The sequence below is a fragment of the Trichocoleus sp. FACHB-40 genome (assembly GCF_014695915.1).
In the GTDB taxonomy this organism is placed as follows: domain Bacteria; phylum Cyanobacteriota; class Cyanobacteriia; order Cyanobacteriales; family FACHB-T130; genus Funiculus; species Funiculus sociatus.
Genome location: NZ_JACJPF010000111.1, coordinates 26,513 through 46,642, shown reverse-complemented (window position 1 = coordinate 46,642; position 20,130 = coordinate 26,513). Strand labels below are relative to the sequence as shown.

The following is a 20,130-nucleotide window of genomic DNA, read 5'->3' as shown; positions in this document are numbered from 1 at the left end:
AAAACGGTTTTGCAGCCTATATATACCCATGCTTAAATGAGTATTTATAAATGATAAAACCACAACTAGCTAGTAATCAAAAAGTTAAACTAGAGACAAATCACCAACCTTGTATCATTGATGCCAATATGAGCCTAGTGCCGCGCCAGTTCAGCCCAAAACAGGCAGAGGCACTGCAAAGTTTAGCACGTCAGATCGTTGCCCAACAAGAATTACGCCGCGATTTGGCCCGTTTGACCTATGCCCCACCACACCAAGAAGTAGAAAAATTAGGGCGTTTCTTCACGCTTTCTGAGGAGCGCCTGCGCCTACTAGAGTCAGTGGTGGTCAACGCTAATGATGGGATTGTGATTACCGAAGCCGAACCGATGGAGGAGCCGCTTGGCCCTAAGATTGTCTATGTCAATGAAGCCTTTACCAGGATGACAGGTTATAGCCTGGAAGAGGTTGTTGGCAGGACTCCGCGGTTTTTGCAAGGGCCGAAGACCGAGCGATCGCAACTAGACAAAATACGTCAGGCTATTTCGCGCTGGGAGTCAGTCAGAGCCGAGTTAATCAATTACCACAAAGACGGTTCGCAATTTTGGGTAGAGCTGAATATCGTGCCACTGGCAGATAGTAGCGGTTGGTTCACCCATATGCTGGCGGTGCAACGCGATATCACTGAACGCAAAGCCGCTGAAGAAGAACTAAGATCCCATGCGTGTGCCTCAGCAGTGATAGCGCAACTCGGTCAACGGGCGCTTTCTGGCACCAGTCTTGACAAGCTGATGGATGAAGCCATCACCATTGTTGCCCAAACCTTGGAAGTGAAGTATTGCATGGTTTTGGAACTGATGGCGGGAGGTAATGCTTTCTTTCTCAGAGCGGGTGTCGGTTGGCAGGAAGGGTTTGTCGGGTCTGCGAAAGTAGGCGCTCACGACCGTTCCCAAGCCGGATATACGCTGCTGACAGGGAAGCCAGTCATTGTCGAAGACCTCCGCATCGAAACGCGCTTTTCTGGAACACCATTGCTGCACAACCACCGGGTCATCAGCGGCATGAGTGTGATTATTCATGGTCAAGGCGAACCTTTTGGGGTGTTGAGCGTTCACACGACGACTCACCGAAAGTTTACTGAAGATGACGTACATTTCTTGCAAGCTGTTGCGAATGTTTTGGCGGCAGCTCAGGAGCGCCAGCAAGCAGAAGAGGCGCTGCGGGAAAGTGAGGAGCGCTATGCACTGGCGGTTCGTGGCAGTAATGAGGGACTGTGGGACTGGAACCTGAAAACAGAAACAATCTATTTTTCACCCCGCTGGAAATCCATGCTGGGGTGCCAAGAAGACGAAATTAGCGACAGTCCCCACGAGTGGTTTGACCGGGTGCATCCGGAGGACTTTTATCGAGTCAAAGCAACACTAGACGCGCATCTGGAAGGGCTGACTCAGCACTTCGAGAAAGAGTATCGGATGTTGCATAAAGATGGAACTTACCGCTGGATGATCTGTCGGGGGCTAGCTATTCGAGATGCCGATGGGAAAGCGTATCGGATGGCTGGATCGCAGACTGATATTTCAGACCGGAAGGTGGCTGAGGAACAGTTAATTTATGATGCGTTTCACGATCCGCTGACTGGGTTGCCAAATCGAGCATTATTTATGGATCGGCTGGGACAAGCGATCGCGCGATCTAGAAGACAGCCAGAGTATCAGTTTGCAGTTTTATTTCTGGATCTGGATCGGTTTAAAGTAGTCAATGACAGCCTGGGTCATGTTACGGGCGATTCTCTGCTAATTGCGATCGCAAATCGTCTGCAAATTTGTCTGCGAGAAGGCGATACGGTGGCGCGGCTTGGGGGCGATGAATTTGTCCTCTTGTTAGAGGATGTTTGCGATCTCAGCTTTCCGATTGCGATCGCCCAACACATTCAAGAGGAACTGCGGACACCTTTTAATCTAGATAGACACGAGGTAGTTATTACCGCTAGCATTGGCATTACTCTGAGTGGCGGCCAGGTGAGCGATGCCTCATCCGGCATCCAGAATGTATGTCCCTATCCCGGAGACATTCTGCGGGACGCTGATATCGCCTTGTATCGTGCCAAAGCTCTTGGCAAAGCCCGCTACGAGGTGTTTACTACCGCTATGCACGCCCATGCTGTGGCTCGCTTGCACTTAGAAAATGACCTCAGACGCGCCCTTCCAGAAAATTCTGAATCCTCAATTAATAATTCTCCATTAACTCAAAATTCAAAAAACCAAGCTAAAAAATCAAAACTCTTGCTGCACTATCAGCCAATTGTCTCCTTAGCCACTGGCAAACTTGCTGGCTTTGAGGCATTGGTGCGGTTGTCTCACCCGATGCGCGGCTTGGTTTCTCCAATTGAATTTATCCCCGTTGCAGAAGAAACTGGTTTAATTGTGCCTATGGGAATCTGGATTTTGCGGGAAGCTTGTCGTCAGATGCGCCTCTGGCAACAAGAATTTCCTGACTTAGCGCCCTTAACGATGAGCGTCAATTTATCCGGCAAACAGTTTTCCCAACCCGATTTAACTGAACAAATTAAGCAAATTCTTGAGGAAACCGAGTTACCAGCCCACTGTCTCAAACTGGAGATTACTGAAACTGTGGTGATGGAAAATGCCGCCGCTGCTACGGCGATGCTTCAGCAACTAAGTAACTCTGGAATTCGGTTAAGTATTGATGATTTTGGCACTGGATATTCTTCTTTAAGCTACCTGCACCGTTTTCCCCTCAATACGCTAAAAATTGACCGTTCCTTTGTTAAGGGTATGCGGGGAGAAGGGGAAGATTCCGAAATTGTAAAAACAATTCTTACCCTGGCTCACAATCTGGGACTGGATGCGATCGCAGAAGGGATAGAAACGGCGGATCAGCTGGAGAAATTGCGATCGCTAAACTGCGAATTTGGGCAAGGATACTTTTTCTCTAAGCCACTTGATAGCAATGCGGCTGGTTTATTCATTGCCGCAGATTTTGATAATAATTATTAAGTTCGTATTTCTCGTTCCCAGTCAGAGGATGTCCCAGAAGTGTCAAAAGTTAGTTTAATTCCCCTCAGCCCCGCGCTAGAGAAAAGGGGGGAGAATCAAGTGTTAGTCCCCCTTAAAAAGGGGGATCTCCACCCTCTAAGCGTCTCAATTATTACTTTTCAGACGTCCTCTCAGAGACTAGAAACGAGAAATATTAACTTAATATTTCAATAAACTCATCAACGCTTCTTGCACTGGTCGTTGACTGATGTAAACCCTTGCAGCTTCAACCAGATTTGCAATATTCACCGGACTAGCATCATCTATATCGTCACTCAAGCGTTTTCCGGTCAATTTGCTATCTAATCTGAATTGCAAACGCAAGTAACGATTATCCTGAATAATCTGCTTAGCGATGTAATTATTAATGTCGGATGAGGCATCAAAAATTACATCAAGAATTGGTAACGCCCATTGGGTTGCACCCCATTGTTGAGCAGATTCTAGGGGAATTTCACGGGTAAGACTTCCTGTACCCACCGAGAGGACAGAAAGATCCTTGGGTTCATAGCCAAGTCGCAATGCTTCAGCGATCGCGCAAGCTGTCGGATTATTTGCGCCTACACCGCCGTCAATAACTGAATATACCTTCGTCACTCGGTATATAGAAGTAGTGTCAGGCACCACCGCCCAAGGTTCATCAACTATCGCCTGATGAATTGTCCCTCTGTACCCGATGATAGTACGAGTTTGTCCCCTTCCCGTACCACTGACGATCTCAATAAGCATTTGATTGTAATCACTATTGTCGTCTGCTGCCTCTGGACTCAGCGTTATAGTGTTTATATCTCCACCTTGAGCTTTGCCTTCTTCTTTCCGATCCAATCTGTGTGCAGGGAAAAAAGTAGGTGCAGACGCAGAACAAACACACGCTTCCCACACAGGAAGATCGCCAAAAATTTTGCGCCAGCTTTTAAAAATCAGCGGTTCCCGGCCAATTGTATCGTAGGCAGTAACCAGCAGATTTGTTGAAGTGATATCTGACAGTTTTTTGTATTTGAATTCTTCTTTGAGAACGGCAATTAAACCGCTATCTGAATACTTAGGAGCCGAAATTCCATACTGAAGAACTAATCCCGCCCGTTGCGGCGACCAAATGCTTCTATAGGGAAAGATTCTAGAACCTTTTCTTTGGTATAGTTCCACCATCTGGGAAGGTTGAAGACCTGTGGCAATCCCTGCTGCCAAAACTGCTCCCGTAGAGGTTCCAGCAATTAAGTTGAAATACTGATTTAAAGGTTGGCCGATCATTTTTTCGATTGTTGCCAGCATCGTTGCAGCAATTACGCCTCGAATACCGCCACCGTCAAAGCTTAAAATCCGAAAAGTCACGCTTTTTCTCCCCATGAATAATTTTATTTTCGGTCAGGTTGCTAATAGCTAATAATCATTAACGATAAACCATTAGCTATTAGACTTCTTCCTTCGTTCTTGTCACTTCAAGGGTGATTTTGCCGCCAAAGTCTGGAATTGGTGCGGCGGGTTTGCTGAGTCGAATTTGAACTTGTGTCACTTGCTCTAATTCTAAGATGTTCGATGCGATCGCGCTGATTAATCGTTCCACCAAGGCAAATTTAGACGTTTTTACCAGATGCTTTACTGTTGAAATCACTGTGCGATAATCCAGAGTGTCTTCTATAGCATCGCTTTTTCCCGCTGGTGCCAAATCCAGCCATAAAGTCACGTCCACTTCAAACCATTGTCCCAGTACCTGTTCCTCTGGTAAATAGCCTGTGTAGCCGTAGCAGCGAATTCCTGTTATCTGAATGTTATCCATTGCAATTTTGAGTTTAATTTTTCAGAAGGCAAAATTTATGCTATATCCTGTACAGATACATTCGCACTTAAGACTTCTGCCTCCTGAGGTTTATCAATTAAATCCTCAATATTCTGAATCATTGAGCTACAAATCTCATCTAATGGCAAATCATTAGTATCATGTCCGAAAGGATTCTCTATCTCATTGCCGATTTGTTCGATTCCAAACAAAACAAAGCTTAGTAAAATAACGATTATAGCTGTCCACCATCCCGATTTTGCAACTAATTGAAAAGGTAACAAAAAGCAATATATTAGCAATAATCGCTTCAGGTAGATAGAATAAGCTAAAGGAATTGGCGTTTTTAAAATGCGTTCGCAGCCAGTTAAAGCTTCTACCATTTTATCTAGCAATTCGTTCATAGCAATCAACTGATTGCTACTTAATAAATTTCGGTTATGCTGCTGTTGTAGGTAATCGCCAATCCAAAGAGCAACTTCTAACGGGGGATTTTTCACACTTTTGAGCTTGAGCGATTGGGATGGGGTAATTATATCTTCCAACTCGCTTATCGGTTCTTGGCGCAACTGTAATTTAGTAGCGATCGCAAAAGCACCCAATAGGCGCAGCGTTGAATCTTTGTTTTCTTTATCTATCCGTTCTGTAGTAGCGATCGCTACCCGAATCTGACGCGCTAAGTTGCGGACATTCACAACTAAAATACCCCATGATTTCCTACCTTCCCAGAACCTATCGTAAGCCGTGTTTGTCCGAAAAACCAATAATAAACCTAATACCAAGTTGTAGACAACATTAGTAACTAAGCTAGCCAAACTATTCTCTGATACGGGTAATCCCCAATAATAAAATAGAGAAATTAAAAAGCCAAATCCTCCGCACAACAAAACACGAGGAAAAATGATGGGAGCCACTGACCCCCGCAATTGTAAAGCCATTGCAAACCAGTTTAATTCGTCATTAATCATTAATTATTAGCCCTTAGCCATTCTCTCGCTCCCCGGCTAGAACCAGGGAATGCACTCGTAAAGGCTCTGCCTCTGGTTCCGAAATTCTGCAAGTTTAATCGCAAGCTTATAAGGTAGAACTATACGAATTTCTTAGTAGAAAGTCGGCTGATTGGCATTCCCAAGCTCCACCTGGGAACGAGAGATTACAAATCGCGATGGATAAAAGGTTTGGCATCTGCACCGCTGTAGGTGGCGGCAATATGCCCATCACCTACAATTTGATATTTGTATGTCACCAATCCTTCTAAACCGACTGGCCCGCGAGGCGGCATTTTTTGAGTGCTAATTCCCACTTCTGCACCGAATCCGTAGCGGAAGCCATCAGAAAAGCGAGTGGAACAGTTGTGGAAGACACCAGCAGCATCAACTTGAGCGAGAAATGTTGCAGCAGCTTCAGAATTTTCGGTCACAATAGCATCTGTATGCTTTGAGCCATAAGTGTTGATGTGGTTAATCGCGTCCTCCAAGGAATGCACAACTTTAATAGAGAGAATTAAATCGCTGTATTCTGTCACCCAGTCTGCTTCTGTAGCAGCTGCAATGTCTAGAATTTCGCAGGTTTTCTCATCTCCCCGCAATTCCACATTTTTTGCTTGCAAAGATTTAGCAACTTTCGGCAAAAATTCGGAAGCGATCGCGTTATGCACCAGCAGCGTTTCTAAAGCATTGCAAGCGGCTGGATAGTGGGTTTTGGCATCTACGGTAATGGCTACAGCTTTCTCAATATCAGCAGCTTCATCCACATATACATGACAAATTCCTTCTGCATGACCCAAGACCGGAATCCGAGTGTTATTCTGCACAAATCGGACAAATGAGTTAGAACCTCTAGGAATAATTAAATCCACATACTGATCTAACTTCAGCAATTCCAGCGTTTCTTCTCTGGTAGTTAGCAACTGCACAACATCTGGATTAATGCCAGTTTGGGTTAGTCCTTGACGAATTGCTTTTACTAAAGCTTCGCAAGAACGCACTGCTTCCTGTCCACCTTTGAGAATGACACCATTGCCGGATTTAATCGCCAGAGTAGAAATTTGCATTACTGCATCCGGACGCGCTTCAAAAATCACTCCTAGAACACCTAGAGGACAAGTTATGCGCTTGAGAATTAAACCTGTATCTAGTTCCCGATGAATTTGGACTGCGCCGACAGGATCGCTCAAGCGTCCCACATCTCGCACACCCGCGATCGCGCCCTGCAATTTTGTCTCATCCAACTTTAACCGAGCATAAAGCGGTTTAGGAATTCCCGCCGCCTCCGCCGCCTTGCAATCAGCCGCGTTAGCCGCCAAAATTTCAGGTGTTGCGGCTTCAAGCGCGATCGCGATCGCCACGATTGCTTGATTTTTAGCATCGGTTGAGAGAAGCGCCAGCTGACGCGCAGCTTCGCGGGTGAGTCGAGCAATGTCGTCAATTATGGATGAAGAAGCAATCTGGGAAGCAGTCATAGTATTGAATCGAGTACCGCCGTGCAAGCCAAAGTCTAGCGAAAAATCTCTGTATGCCTTTACTTACATCTTGCCTGACGGCACCTTTAGATGTTGATAATTGCAGAGATATAAAAGTTTAATTTTACTACAGGGTGAATTCTGGCCACTGCCACAGTACAAAATAATTGTGCAAAATCAATCTTGTTGAAAGTTTGGCTTTCTTAAGTCAATCGCGCTTTAACCTAGCAACTTTGGTATTCTACCCAAAACCGCTAGTTGTGTGTGCTAAGGTGAACCTAAAACTAGCAGCTCTACGAGTCTAATAGTTACCCACTCTGCAACAACCTCTACATGAAGCGCGCTCGCCTGATCATGAACCCGATTTCGGGCGATACTCAGCCCAACCCGATGAAGCTGCCCGAAATCATCGCGGGGATGGAAGCCCAAGATATTCGAGCTGACCTGGCATTTACTACTGCTTCAGAGTCACCTTCCTTGATTGCACAGCGAGCAGTAGAAGAAGGCTACGACATGGTTGTTGTCGGTGGTGGCGATGGAACTGTAAGTGAAGTTGCCAAAGGCTTAATCCACGCACCAATTCCGCTCGGCATTATCCCCATAGGCACCTATAACAATATCGCCCGCAGCCTCAACCTGCCAACCGATGTCGCCGAAGCTTGCGCTGTGTTGGCGCACGGTGAAATTAAGAGCATTGATGTAGGTCAAGCCAACAACGAAAATTACTTCTTTGAGGCGGCTGGTGTGGGACTGGATGCAGCCTTGTTTCCATTAGGTGAAGAAATCAAAGGTGGGCGTTGGGGTCGGATGCTCCAAGCTGCTCAACTGGCAATTGGCTATAAACCGCAACGGCTAAATATCCAGCTTGACCGTCCAATATCTGAGGCTATCGTTCAACCTGTCTCTCGGCGGCGATTTTTGCTGCGGCGAGTGGGACGCAACCGACGCAAGTTTCGGATAGAAGCTTTGCTGGTAGCGATCGCCAACGGCCCTTATTACGGTACTGGTTTTACTGTAGCTCCAGATGCCATCATGGATGATGGTCTGCTGACGGTGAGCGTCTTCCGCGACTTTAGTAAATGGGAACTGATTCGTCACTTCTGGTCAATTAGCAAGGGACAATATCATCGCAGTTCTAAAATCGAAACTTACCAAGTTGCAGAGGTAAGACTAACATCAAAGGCGAAGTTACCAGTCCACATCGACGGTCATCCTCTGGGAGAATTGCCAGTCACCCTCAAAAGCATCAAGCACGCGCTTAAAGTTATTGTGCCAGCAGCAGATATGCCTAGCTACAAGCGAAAAGACGACCCAAATCCTCCGGTAGCCTTGCCAGTAGCCTCTGTTGATGGCTTGGAAACTTAATAAACTGAGTGTGTCAGATGCGGGTAACGCAGGGGAGGTGGCGAGAGGTCAGAATGTAGTACACCCAATTGCAAACCCCTATCTGAGATCAAAGCCAAAAGTTAAATTGCAAACGGTTCAAGTTCGCTACTGTTCCACTGTTTTCTATATTTCTCAGCGATAAACGGTCGAATTTTAAACTTAGGGGGGCGACCGTCTTGGACATCGATCCGCAAAAACGAGTACGGTCGTCGTTTGTAGAAACCTTGACCACTGCGCCCGACAAAAAGCAATGATTTCGCTACCAAGCGGGTGCGATCGCTCTGACTATTCCGAAAGGTTTCTGTCAATTCCGATCCTTCGGAGCGTTGGCGGCGGAGGCTGTAACCGCTGCCACCACACACGATCCAATTCAGGTTGGAATCTGCGTGTCCAGTATCGCCAGTACGGATATATTCCAAGCAGTGAGCATGACCGCTGAGAATTAGATCGACCAGGGGACGCCCCGCCGCCTGTTTGCCAACTGCATTAGCCACCGCATCCAGCACCTGGCGGAGTCGGTGGCGAATCGCTAAAGTTTGTGCTTGGTGCCACTTTGTCGCTTCTGTGACATAGGGGGGATGGTGAAAATAAATCACACGTCCACGCACCTGGGCTGTATTCCAAGATTCAATTAGCTTTTGTCGCAGCCAGTTTAGTTGTTCCAGGTCAATGACAGTTGTTTCGTCAGCTGCTAGTTGTTTCTCAATATCAAGCAGAAGCTCATCGATTTGCTCTAGCTTGGTACGATTGTCATCAAGCTGTTCCGCATCGTCAGGTTGGTTAGAGTCAAGTTCAGATGAAGCTTCAATAATTTGCAGTTTTTGCCGCTCCAGGTCATCCCGACGCTTTTCCAGTTCCTGGCGGTAAGCGTCCCCCTCTTTTGTGGCTGGAAGCGGTGATGGTGCGTTAAAAGTATTTGAGTCAAGTGCAAAGAAATCAATCCCGCCGCTACGGAAGGTGTAATAGCGGTTAGGTAAGCGGGTAAAGCGTCCCGGTTGATAACGAAGACAGCGACCTGTTTCGGTTTTGGCAGTGTAATGGCTGTCTAGATGATGTTCCAATTCTCCCTTGGGGTCAAACGCCTTCAGGTAGTCAAGAAACGCCCGTGCATAGGCATTGCCCTGTCCCGAACCATGCCAGCTAATGTCGAAGCCGCCATCTAACTTCGACTTTAACAGGCGGCGCAGTGGCAGAGCCGCGTGTGCTATCAGACCGTAGATAATCGGCACGTCATAGTAATCGTGGTTCCCTAGTACAGGAAGAAACGGCGTATTGAAGACCATCTGGTCATAAGTAATGCGCTCTGGTTGTTCACCCCCCACCAAAAATTCTCGGTAGGGAGAAATGAAGTTTTTCAGGTAGTATTCGCTGGAGCCAACCAGATAGATCACGTCCCCGGTGTGCAAGACGAAACGACTCTCTTCGCGGTGGGGCAGCATTAGTTCTGCAACTTGTCGTTGAGGATTTTCTCCCCGATAGGCACCAGAACCACTATCACCGACGACTAAAAATGAAAACTCTGGACTCTCAGAGCCGCCATCATCTAAAACCATCCGGGTTTGATCGATTCCCCGCTCCACAAGACTCGGTTCCAGCCACCGCACCCGCTCCTTCATTTTGCGGATTTTGAGTGATATCGGTGGGTCGGACACGAATCTCATAGTTTATTACTCCCGGATTTCTCTGTTTGCTGGCTAACTTCCATGCTTGCTGATTTTACCTGTTTGCATCGCAGAAGACATCTAGGCTTTGATATATAGCGGTTCTCCGTTGAGTGGGGCCACTTATTTTTGCCAAGCTGCACTAGCCTGAGCGCCACAGGACAACGATTAGCCTCACTGAAGGACATTGGCAGATTGAAAATCGACTGCATTGGGTTAAAATCGAGAACAATCTTTAAGGGCGTAGCACTCGTCAAAATCGAATCAAGCTGCTATGGATAATAATTACATGCTCAAGATTTTGGCTGCTTGTTTAACCCAAATTGATGAAAACTCTCAACCCGCTTGTCAATAGCATTTGAGATGCGCTTGCCCTGTGTAATAGATTAAGCAAAATTTTTAGGAACAGGTATTCTGCTAAACTCAATTGACTTTTTAAGCGGTTTTGGTGGAATGTGGGTAGTATTATCATTAGGTAGGTCTTATTGACGAAACTAGACCTATATTTTTTATCACAAAATGTTACTTGCCTTACATACAAAGCTTTTTAGCCTATTTCGTCGCCCCTCCAGGTCTTAGTCACCTTTACTCCTTGTAAAAATAATGATAACCCAGGTACTAAACCCAACTGCTTTAACTCTAAGCAAATTTTAGATTCAACCAGGATAAATAAATTTTTCTTTTACCGTAAACAAAAGTATACTCAAGCTAAGATTAGGTATTGATAGGAATCTTTGAATTTTCCGCCGTATCCCCTCAAATGTAATAGGTAGTGGAAAGGCATTAGCTAAACTTTCTAAGCTGACTTTTTTGATTGATTGCAACAAATTTATCAGAATCGTTAGGATTAAATACTCAGAGCGGTTCAGGTGACTTTTTAAATGACTTTGGTAAGATTGGGGTAATATTGTCATTAGTTCGGTCTTGTTGCGAAAGATTGCCCGAACTTTTTTTACCATAATCTGTCCACTTCTGGCTAGACAAGCCTTTCCGCCCCACTGGTTAACCCTTCAGGGTTTTTTATTGTAGATTCTACCATTTTTAACAATATGGTTAGAACCACAAGGAGGGCAGTCAGGTCTAGAAGTAAGCAGAATTACTAAAAATTTTGGTATTTTTAAAAATCATAACATTTAATATGAGTTCAGATTTAAAAATTGATATTGATTAAAAATTATACTGGTTGTCTGGTCTGAAGAACCACTTATTCAGCTAAATAAACAACTACCAGGAAGGGTCATAATGAAAGCTTTTTATTTGATACATTTAACCTTTTACTACATATTTACCACTACCTAATCATGATAGTGGTCAACACATATGCTTAAGTAAACGGTATTGTTTTAAAAAGCAAAGGTACAAGAAAGAAGCCCAGGCTTGACGAATAAAATTCGCGACTACACAGAATCTTATCCACTGCGGCTTGGGTCGAAAAGTCGTCGCCGGTGGACGATAGTTTATACAGCCGTGATTATGAACATCGCCGGGTGTTTTTTCTCTCTTGTACCTCTGCGCTAACATGAGCGTACCTTTGCGTTTAAACTTCCACCGCTTCTTTGCTTTTCACTGGCGCATAAAAATCACCGTTAGCGTCAACTGCTATTCGTCCACTTGATTCCTCACCAGTAATCAAACGTGCGCCGCGTTTCTTCGTCCAATAGTTCCAGCCCCACTGGAGCAGCACTATCAGTTTGTTGTCAAATTCAATGAGATAATAAATGTGGATAAATACCCAAATTAACCAAGCGATTACACCAGAGAATTTCACAAAACCAAGGTCTGCAACCGCTGCATTACGTCCAATAACTGCTAAACTTCCTCGGTCAATGTACTGGAACGGTAGCATACTGTAACCAGCAAGTTGCTGTTTAATTAGGTTGGCGACATACTCGCCTTGCTGCATCGCTACAGGCGCTACACCGGGTAACGGTTTCCCGGTTTGATGAGTATAATTCGCTAAGTCCCCAATAACAAAAATATTGGGATGTCCTGCTACACTCAAGTCAGCTTCAACGATGACTCGCCCTGAACGGTCAAGTTGAGCGCCTGCGCGTTCTGCTAAAACTTTTCCCATCGCCGAAGCTTTAACCCCAGCAGCCCATAAAATTGTTCTAGCGGGAATTTCTTCGACTGTATCTCCTTGTTTTGTGGTGACAATATTATTGTCAATATTCGTGACTAGCGTCTTTGTTTGCACAGTTACGCCCAATTTGTTGAGGGATTTTTCGGCTTTTTCCGATAAATCTGGTGCGTAGGGTGGCAAAATGCGATCCATTCCTTCCAGCAACAAAACTTTTGCTTCTGCGGTGTCGATGTTGCGGAAATCTTTTTTGAGGGTGCTGAAGGCTAATTCTGCGATCGCTCCCGCTAATTCTACGCCTGTTGGCCCACCACCAACGATCACAAATGTCAACCAGGCACGCCGTTTTTCCGGATCTGTTTCTTTCTCCGCCGCTTCAAATGCCATAAAAATGCGCCGCCGCATTTCCAGGGCATTTTCAATAGTTTTCAACCCAGGCGCTACCGTTTCCCAGTGATCATTTCCAAAATAGAAATGACTTACACCTGTAGCAACAATCAGAGTATCGTAATTTAATTCTTCCCCACTCAGGAATATTTTTCGCTGTTCTGGATCGATATCCTTCACTTCTCCCATAATCACTTTAGTATTCTCGTTTTCACTGACTACAGCGCGGAGAGGGGAGGAAATATCAGCGGGGGAAAGTGTACCCGTGGCGACTTGATAAAGGAGTGGTTGAAATAGATGAAAGTTGCGTTTATCGATTAGCGTCACATTGACAGGAGCGCGACCAAGTGCTTTGGCTGCATATAGTCCGCCAAAACCGCCACCGACAATAACTACATTGTGAGGAGACTGATTTTCCACTGGTTTTACCATAAAATTGACATCCTTTGTTTTATGTTGCCCGTGGCTGTCGTTGAACAAACATTTCTTTACCAACTGACGAGGTTTTCGTTACAGATGTTCATATTACCTTAGTGTGCCTAGTTTAAAGCAAGCGTAGCGGCGGCTACAGGTAGAGCTATTTAGTAAAAAAAGTATTACCGAAGAGGTAGTTGGTGGGAAGCGATCGCATGGTGAACGATAAAACGCGATCGCGCTTTTGCCAGTGGCTCTAAAATTGGGATAACGATTTCCTGGTTTTGACGGCGCGATGCAAACACCAAAAAACCAACAGACAGCGGGAAGCCTGATGCAGAACCTCTACGAAACCGACTTCTACGCTTGGACTCAGCAACAAGCACTCCTCCTCCAACAGCAGCAATGGACTCAGCTTGACTTGCCCAATTTAATCGAGGAGATTGAATCGTTGGGAAAACAACAACGTGCAGAACTACGAAATCGCTTGAGTGTGTTAATTGGGCATTTGTTGAAATGGGAATATCAATTAGAACGACGCAGCCGTAGTTGGTTAGCAACGATTCGAGTACAACGGCGGGAGAGCCTAAAATTGCTAAGAGATAATCCTAGTCTGAAGCCTTATCTTGATGAGGCTCTACAGGAAGCTTATGAGAACGGGAGGGATTTAGCATCAGGAGAAACCAACCTGCCGTTTTCAACCTTTCCCCAAGAATGTCGTTATACGTTAGAGGAAACTTTAAGCGAAGTCTTCTATCCAGGTGAACCTGCGACAGATGAAATGATGGAATGATCGGGAGCAAAAGAGTGGGGTAGCGCCTCAGCGCATCGTCCTTTTTACTTGCCACTCTAAAATCGGATATTCACATTGCCTGAATTACCGATTCATTTCTGACAGATAGTTTTACAAAATTTTTCTAACATCAATTTTTATGAGTTTATAAAAAGATTAGTCAGATTTTTAGGAGACGATCCATACTTTTTTGGAGCAAAACATTTTTGTTGTGCTGCGACACGATGGCTAGGTGCAATACAAGGATTACAGTGGAGGTGGAGGTATAAGTTCCATGTTTGCAGTTATCACACCAGAGAAAATCCAGTTACCCGCAGGCGCAGTGGTGCGGCTACCCGGTAGTTGGCAGGACTATCAAGCACTAACTGAACAACTAGGCGATCGCTCAATACCGCGCATTAAGTATCGACCCGGAGAGATTCTGTTAATGTCACCGCTACCCCGACACGGACGAGAAGCCCACGTTATTGCAATGGTCGTAATAGCTCTCCTAGACCATTTAGGGCGGGACTACGAAGCGTTTACCCCAATCACAATGGAACTGCCAGAGATTAGCGGCATTGAACCGGACTACTGCTTCTATATCGATAACTGGGCAGATGTTGCAGGGAAAGATCGAATCAACTGGGGCATTGAACCATCCCCCGATTTAGTAATTGAGATAGATGTAACCAGCTACACTGATGTAAACGACTACCTGCCCTATCGAGTGCCGGAAGTTTGGTTATATAAAAAGAACCAACTTAAGATTTACCAATTGCAGAGCGATCGCTACACGGTTGTAACCAGTAGCCGCTTTTTTCCCAATATTAATGTTTCAGCATTCATCACAGAGTGTTTCCGAATTGCCTCCGAGCGCAATACCAGCGTTGCGATTCGGGAGTTACGACAAAAATTAGCAAGTGAGAATTAAATCCGAAAAATACAGAAGATGATAATGCGCTCGCAATCGGGAAGCGCTGGTCAGCAGAGTTGTGAAAGTTAGTGGCTCTTGTGGTAAATCTATGGTTGGTGTTATAGAGACACCAAGGAAGTCGAGCAACTTCCAGAAAAGCTTAACTGATACAGAACACCTGCCTCGATGCGATTTTAGACAGTATTACCTTTGAGACAAAGCTCCAAAGCACGACGAATATATGCCTCAAATGTCTCATCAGTGGGTTGAAAGACCATCGCATATAACATTGCTCCGCTCATCAGGTCGAAGACTAAATCGGGTTCTATATCTGTGTGGATTTCATTTCTAGCCTTAGCACGTTCCAGCACGGCTCCAAAGGCTTGCCGTCGCGGTTGTAGATATTTTTTCCAGTAGACCTGGGCAAAAGTCGGACTGCTAGACGCTGTACTAATAATTAGGGCAACAGTTTGACGACCTAACGGGCTGAGTAGCATTTTTGCTGCATTCTCAATGAGGATATCAATATCTCCCCAAAGGCTGCCTGTGTCTAGTATCAATATTTCCTCTCTGAGGCTTTCAATCGCGTCTGCAACCAGTTCTTCTTTAGAACTGTACCGCCGATAAATGGTAGTTTTGCCCACTTTAGCGCGTGCAGCGATCGCTTCGATGCTCATAGATTGATATCCCATTTCTGCTAGCAGCTCAAGAGTTGCTTGTAGAATCGCTTGATGAGATTTTTCGCTACGTGGGCGTCCAGGCGGGCTTTTGATAGGTTTACTCATAAACTCATCTTCGCCCAAACAACGTTCTCAAGGACAATTTGCTTCAAGCGTTCTCAAAGAATTGTCAAATGGGGAGTTGCGTTAGATGCAATCAGTCTTGTTTCTTAATCTGCTCCCACTCCTCGCGCAATATTCCCATGCACAGCGTATCAACGTATCTGCCGTCATACCACTCGTGACCCCGGAGGCGACCTTCTTCCACAAATCCACAGGATTGATAACAGCGAATCGCTCGTTCATTCCTTGAGTTTGTCCTTAACCAAACTCGATGTAGATTCCAGTATCGAAACGCATAATTCAGCAGCAATGCGATCGCTTCACGACCGTAGCCGCGTCCCCAATATTCCTTATCCCCAATTGCAATGCCTAATTCGCAGACACGCGCCACCCCCTGAAATATATCAAAACCAACCAAGCCGCACTGCCCAATGAACTTGCCATCTGCCTCGATCGCAAACCAGGTGCCATCTCGTCCACCTTTAGCGGCATTTTGATCAAACTCTGCTTGTAGCCGTTCCAGGGATTGGGGGATTGGCGGATCGCCCCCACCTGCCAATTCAACGGCTAAATCATTGTTAAACTCGCACAGTTTCGGCAGATCATCCCGCCGTATACCCCGTAGCGTTAGTCGTTCTCCCTTCAACATCGCTAATTGTCCTCGATTTTAGGTACTTACTCATTCATATCAAGTCTGTCAGGAGGCGGTCATGATTCATACAAAAGAAGAAAACAAGTTGGGAGTTAGGAATAGCCTGGTGAATTTTAAAAGCTGTCGCTCTGTCTAAAATGTCCTGCGACCCTAAGGCAGCTCCTCTTGACACTCCCTATTGTAATTACGATACTCAATCGTATCGATATTAATGCTGTCCATTTGTTGTGGAGCCAAGAGAAAACAATGACAACCACCAAACAAGCGCGATCGCTACCTTTACCTCCTGGGAGCTTTGGTCTACCAATTATTGGCGAAACCATTAGCTTTTTACGCGATCCAAACTTTGTACAGAAGCGACACCAGCAATACGGACGAATCTTCAAAACTCATGTGTTGGGTCGTCCTACCATCTTCTTGATTGGAGCTGAGGCAACCCGCTTTCTCTTTGCCAACGAGAAACACTACTTTTCTGACGGAATTGCGGATGGTGTCCCCCCGCAGACCAAAGCGTTGATGGGAACTGGATCGGTAGTGATGCAGATGGGGGATGAACATCTAAGACAGCGCAAATTGCTATCGCAAGCCTTCCAACCTCGCGCACTAGCAGGGTATGCCTCCACAATGGAGGAGATTAGCCGCAGTTATCTCCACAAGTGGGAGCTTTTGGGTCAGTTTTCCTGGTACTCGGAACTAAGAAAATACACGCTGGATGTGGCTTGCAAGTTGCTGGTAGGAACGGAAGCTGCCAGCGATCGCGATTTTGGCGAGTGGTATGAAATTTGGGGAAAGGGGCTACTTTCCATCCCCGTACCCTTACCTTGGACAAAGTTTGGTCGGGCGTTACGGTGTCGCAAGCTGATACTGGGGCGAATTGAGGAGATAGTCAAAGAGCGTCAACAACAAGCTACATCGACTCAGGATGTCTTAGGTTTATTGTTGCAAGCGCGGGATGAAGAAGGAAACACTCTGAGTTTGCAGGAACTCAAAGAGCAACTTCTGACCCTATTATTTGCGGGTCACGATACGTTGTCATCTGCCCTTTCTTCGTTATGTCTTCTATTAGCGCAGCATCCAGAAGTTAAAGAGGCTATCCGTGCAGAGCAAAAGCAATTGGGGTTTCCCCAACCCCTGACGCTGGAGCATCTGAAGCAGATGACCTATCTAGAGCAAGTCTTGAAGGAAGTTCTGCGAGTGTTTCCTCCATCAACTGGTCCTAGAGAAGTCATTGAATCTTGCGAGTTTAATGACTACTTAATCCCTAAAGGTTGGAAGGTACTTTATCACAGCGGCACGACTCATCAAGATAGCAGCATCTATACTCAGCCAGAATGCTTTGACCCAGAGCGTTTTGCAGCCGAACGGGCGGAGGATAAACAAAAACCGATGAGCTATATCCCCTTCGGTGGTGGACTGCGAGAATGTCTGGGCAGGGAGTTCGCCAAACTAGAGATCAAGCTGTTTGCCGCGTTATTAGTCCGCGAGTATGAGTGGGAACTGCTTCCCGGACAAAACTTGGAGATGGTAATGCTACCGACAGTCTATCCCCGCGAGGGTTTAAAGGTGAAGTTTTGGCGGAGAGTGCAGCACGGCTAGGAAAGTGCCTCGCAATGCTTATCAAATCGCACTAAAGCTGTAAGGTGGGCGATGCCCACGCAACTAACACGGCTATCTTTGAATTTGTGCAGCTAGGATTTTTAGCGATCGCATTATCCTTGAACCGTAAGCCCTTCGCCCTATCTCCACACCCCCCGCGATAGATGTTTGACGATAATTAATCAACGCAATCTAAAGTCAGCCTGTTTTGTCCCAGCAAGTCTGATAATTTAATTAGGTTAAATTAAGATGCCTTGCCGTGTCAGCCTGTCGCACCTTTGGTGCGGTTACGAGCTTAGGCAGGCTTGGTTTGTGTAGCCACAGGCTAAGGCAATGTGGGTATATCCCTAGGCAGGATTGGTGAGAGAATTATGGCGCTAATAGTCCAAAAATACGGCGGAACTTCAGTAGGATCGGTTGAACGCATTCAAACAGTCGCACAGCGCGTTCATAAAGCAGTCCAGATGGGCAACTCCTTAGTTGTCGTAGTTTCCGCGATGGGTAAAACTACTGATGGACTGGTAAAATTAGCTACCGAAATATCCACTAATCCCAGTCGCCGGGAAATGGATATGCTGCTCTCCACAGGCGAACAAGTTACCATCGCCTTGCTGAGTATGGCATTGCAGGAATTGGGACAACCAGCAATTTCTCTCACGGGCGCACAGGTAGGAATTGTTACCGAAGCGGAACACACCCGCGCCCGGATTCTGCACATTCAGACAGAGCGCATGGAACGTCACCTAGACGCGGGTAAAGTAGTTGTGGTTGCTGGTTTCCAAGGCATCAGCAGCATAGAAGATTTGGAAATTACCACCTTGGGACGCGGCGGATCTGATACTTCAGCGGTGGCTCTGGCGGCAGCTTTACGAGCAAGCTGTTGCGAAATATACACGGATGTACCGGGAATTTTTACCACAGATCCGCGACTGGTGCCAGAAGCACAACTAATGGAAGAGATTACCTGCGATGAAATGCTGGAATTAGCCAGCTTGGGTGCCAAAGTGCTGCATCCCCGCGCTGTGGAGATTGCGCGGAATTACGGCGTGGAGTTGGTGGTGCGTTCCAGCTGGACAGATGACCCCGGTACGCGAGTGATCTCCCCGACACCAAAACCGCGATCGCTCCAAGATTTAGAAATTGCCCTACCAGTAGACGGGGTAGAATTTGATACTGACCAGGCGAAGATAGCGCTGTTGCGGGTGCCGGATCGTCCTGGCGTGGCGGCGCGGTTATTCGGTGAAATTGCCCATCAAGCCTTAGACATCGACTTAATTATTCAGTCAATACACGAAGGAAATACTAACGATATTGCCTTTACTGTCAGCAAAAACGTGATCAATCGGGCGGAAGCAGTAGCAGCAGCGATCGCGCCCGCCCTCCGTACCCAAAACAGCCCAGAACAGGGAGAAGCTGAGGTGATGGTGGCGCGGCACATCGCCAAAGTCTCCATTGCTGGTGCGGGGATGATCGGTCGTCCTGGCGTGGCGGCGCAGATGTTTGCCACTCTCTCTAGTGCGGGAATCAACATCCAGATGATTTCCACCTCGGAAGTGAAAGTTAGTTGCGTAGTTGATGCGGATGATTGCGATCGCGCTATTTCCCTGCTTTGCCAAACTTTCGAGGTAGATAGTTCCCCAGTCAGACCTAGTGGGCATTCACAACACACAAACACGCCACAATCTTCTCCTCCGGTGCGCGGTGTCGCCCTAGATTTCAACCAAGCACGTCTAGCGATTCGCCACGTTCCAGATCGTCCGGGAATGGCGGCGCAAGTGTTTGAATTATTAGCCCAGAAAAATATCAGCGTGGATATGATTATTCAATCGCAACGCTGTCGGGTAATTAATGGCATCGCCACCCGCGATATTGCTTTCACTGTCGCCCAAGCGGATGCACAAGAAGCGCAAAAAGCACTTTTATCAATCGCACCTTCATTAGGTTGCGGTGAAGTTGCGGTGGATACTGCGATCGCTAAAGTTAGTATCGTTGGTTCCGGAATGGTGGGACAACCTGGTATCGCCGCCAAAATGTTTGAAGCGCTATCCCAGCACCAAATAAATATTCAGATGATTACTACATCTGAAATCAAAATTAGCTGCGTTGTCGCCCAAGATCAAGGTGTTCTTGCTTTACAAGCAATTCACACTGCCTTTGGGCTTGCAGGTACTCAGAAAATCCAAGTTCCCGCATAAAATTTCCTAGCTAATT

Annotated in this window: 15 protein-coding genes; 6 read left to right on the top strand and 9 right to left on the bottom strand. The window is 46.3% G+C overall.

Annotated elements, in window-relative coordinates:
• Positions 1 to 50 precede the first annotated feature (50 nt).
• The gene (locus H6F63_RS27095) at positions 51 to 2,996 is read left to right on the top strand and encodes an EAL domain-containing protein (protein WP_190640403.1); all 2,946 of its coding nucleotides are present in this window, start codon (positions 51 to 53) and stop codon (positions 2,994 to 2,996) included.
• 198 nt (positions 2,997 to 3,194) lie between these two features.
• Here H6F63_RS27095 and H6F63_RS27090 read toward each other — a convergent pair whose 3' ends face one another.
• The 4 genes from H6F63_RS27090 to H6F63_RS27075 form a co-directional block, all read right to left on the bottom strand.
• Positions 3,195 to 4,367: a patatin-like phospholipase family protein gene (locus H6F63_RS27090; RefSeq protein WP_190640402.1), complete on the bottom strand. Its 1,173-nt coding sequence runs from the start codon at positions 4,365 to 4,367 to the stop codon at positions 3,195 to 3,197.
• Between the two features lie 79 nt (positions 4,368 to 4,446).
• The gene (gene folB, locus H6F63_RS27085) at positions 4,447 to 4,812 is read right to left on the bottom strand and encodes a dihydroneopterin aldolase (protein WP_190640401.1); all 366 of its coding nucleotides are present in this window, start codon (positions 4,810 to 4,812) and stop codon (positions 4,447 to 4,449) included.
• 35 nt (positions 4,813 to 4,847) lie between these two features.
• Positions 4,848 to 5,780 (bottom strand): bestrophin family ion channel, encoded by a 933-nt coding sequence (locus tag H6F63_RS27080; protein ID WP_190640400.1) that lies wholly within the window; start codon positions 5,778 to 5,780, stop codon positions 4,848 to 4,850.
• 185 nt (positions 5,781 to 5,965) lie between these two features.
• Positions 5,966 to 7,273, bottom strand: a complete 1,308-nt coding sequence (locus tag H6F63_RS27075; protein WP_190640399.1) for a glutamate-5-semialdehyde dehydrogenase — start codon at positions 7,271 to 7,273, stop codon at positions 5,966 to 5,968.
• 333 nt (positions 7,274 to 7,606) lie between these two features.
• On the opposite strand from H6F63_RS27075, the gene H6F63_RS27070 reads away from it, so the two are divergent.
• Positions 7,607 to 8,638, top strand: a complete 1,032-nt coding sequence (locus H6F63_RS27070; RefSeq protein ID WP_199298311.1) for a diacylglycerol kinase family protein — start codon at positions 7,607 to 7,609, stop codon at positions 8,636 to 8,638.
• A 101-nt stretch (positions 8,639 to 8,739) separates the two neighbouring features.
• On the opposite strand, the gene H6F63_RS27065 is transcribed toward H6F63_RS27070, so the two are convergent.
• From H6F63_RS27065 to H6F63_RS30735, 3 genes are all read right to left on the bottom strand, one after another.
• A complete protein-coding gene (locus H6F63_RS27065) occupies positions 8,740 to 10,320 on the bottom strand; it encodes a metallophosphoesterase (RefSeq protein WP_190640397.1) in 1,581 nt (526 codons plus the stop codon).
• Between the two features lie 1,537 nt (positions 10,321 to 11,857).
• Positions 11,858 to 13,219, bottom strand: a complete 1,362-nt coding sequence (locus tag H6F63_RS27060) for an NAD(P)/FAD-dependent oxidoreductase (RefSeq protein ID WP_190640396.1) — start codon at positions 13,217 to 13,219, stop codon at positions 11,858 to 11,860.
• 164 nt (positions 13,220 to 13,383) lie between these two features.
• A complete protein-coding gene (locus H6F63_RS30735; protein ID WP_277873914.1) occupies positions 13,384 to 13,506 on the bottom strand; it encodes a hypothetical protein in 123 nt (40 codons plus the stop codon).
• Here H6F63_RS30735 and H6F63_RS27055 point away from each other — a divergent pair.
• Both H6F63_RS27055 and H6F63_RS27050 read left to right on the top strand, forming a co-directional pair.
• Positions 13,497 to 13,994, top strand: coding sequence for a DUF29 domain-containing protein (locus H6F63_RS27055; RefSeq protein ID WP_190640395.1), 498 nt, complete (start codon positions 13,497 to 13,499; stop codon positions 13,992 to 13,994). The two genes, H6F63_RS30735 and H6F63_RS27055, sit on opposite strands and share 10 nt — an antisense overlap.
• Before the next feature lie 274 nt (positions 13,995 to 14,268).
• Positions 14,269 to 14,907 (top strand): Uma2 family endonuclease, encoded by a 639-nt coding sequence (locus tag H6F63_RS27050; protein WP_190640394.1) that lies wholly within the window; start codon positions 14,269 to 14,271, stop codon positions 14,905 to 14,907.
• 176 nt (positions 14,908 to 15,083) lie between these two features.
• Here the strand turns inward: H6F63_RS27050 and H6F63_RS27045 are convergent, their stop codons facing one another.
• Both H6F63_RS27045 and H6F63_RS27040 read right to left on the bottom strand, forming a co-directional pair.
• Complete coding sequence (locus H6F63_RS27045; RefSeq protein ID WP_190640393.1) at positions 15,084 to 15,674, bottom strand: TetR/AcrR family transcriptional regulator; 591 nt, start codon at positions 15,672 to 15,674, stop codon at positions 15,084 to 15,086.
• Between the two features lie 91 nt (positions 15,675 to 15,765).
• Positions 15,766 to 16,320, bottom strand: a complete 555-nt coding sequence (locus H6F63_RS27040) for a GNAT family protein (protein WP_190411806.1) — start codon at positions 16,318 to 16,320, stop codon at positions 15,766 to 15,768.
• 249 nt (positions 16,321 to 16,569) lie between these two features.
• Between H6F63_RS27040 and H6F63_RS27035 the strand changes: the two genes are divergently transcribed.
• Positions 16,570 to 17,919, top strand: coding sequence for a cytochrome P450 (locus H6F63_RS27035; RefSeq protein WP_190640392.1), 1,350 nt, complete (start codon positions 16,570 to 16,572; stop codon positions 17,917 to 17,919).
• Positions 17,920 to 18,290: 371 nt separating this feature from the next.
• Positions 18,291 to 20,114, top strand: a complete 1,824-nt coding sequence (locus H6F63_RS27030) for an aspartate kinase (RefSeq protein WP_190640391.1) — start codon at positions 18,291 to 18,293, stop codon at positions 20,112 to 20,114.
• Positions 20,115 to 20,130: the final 16 nt, after the last annotated feature.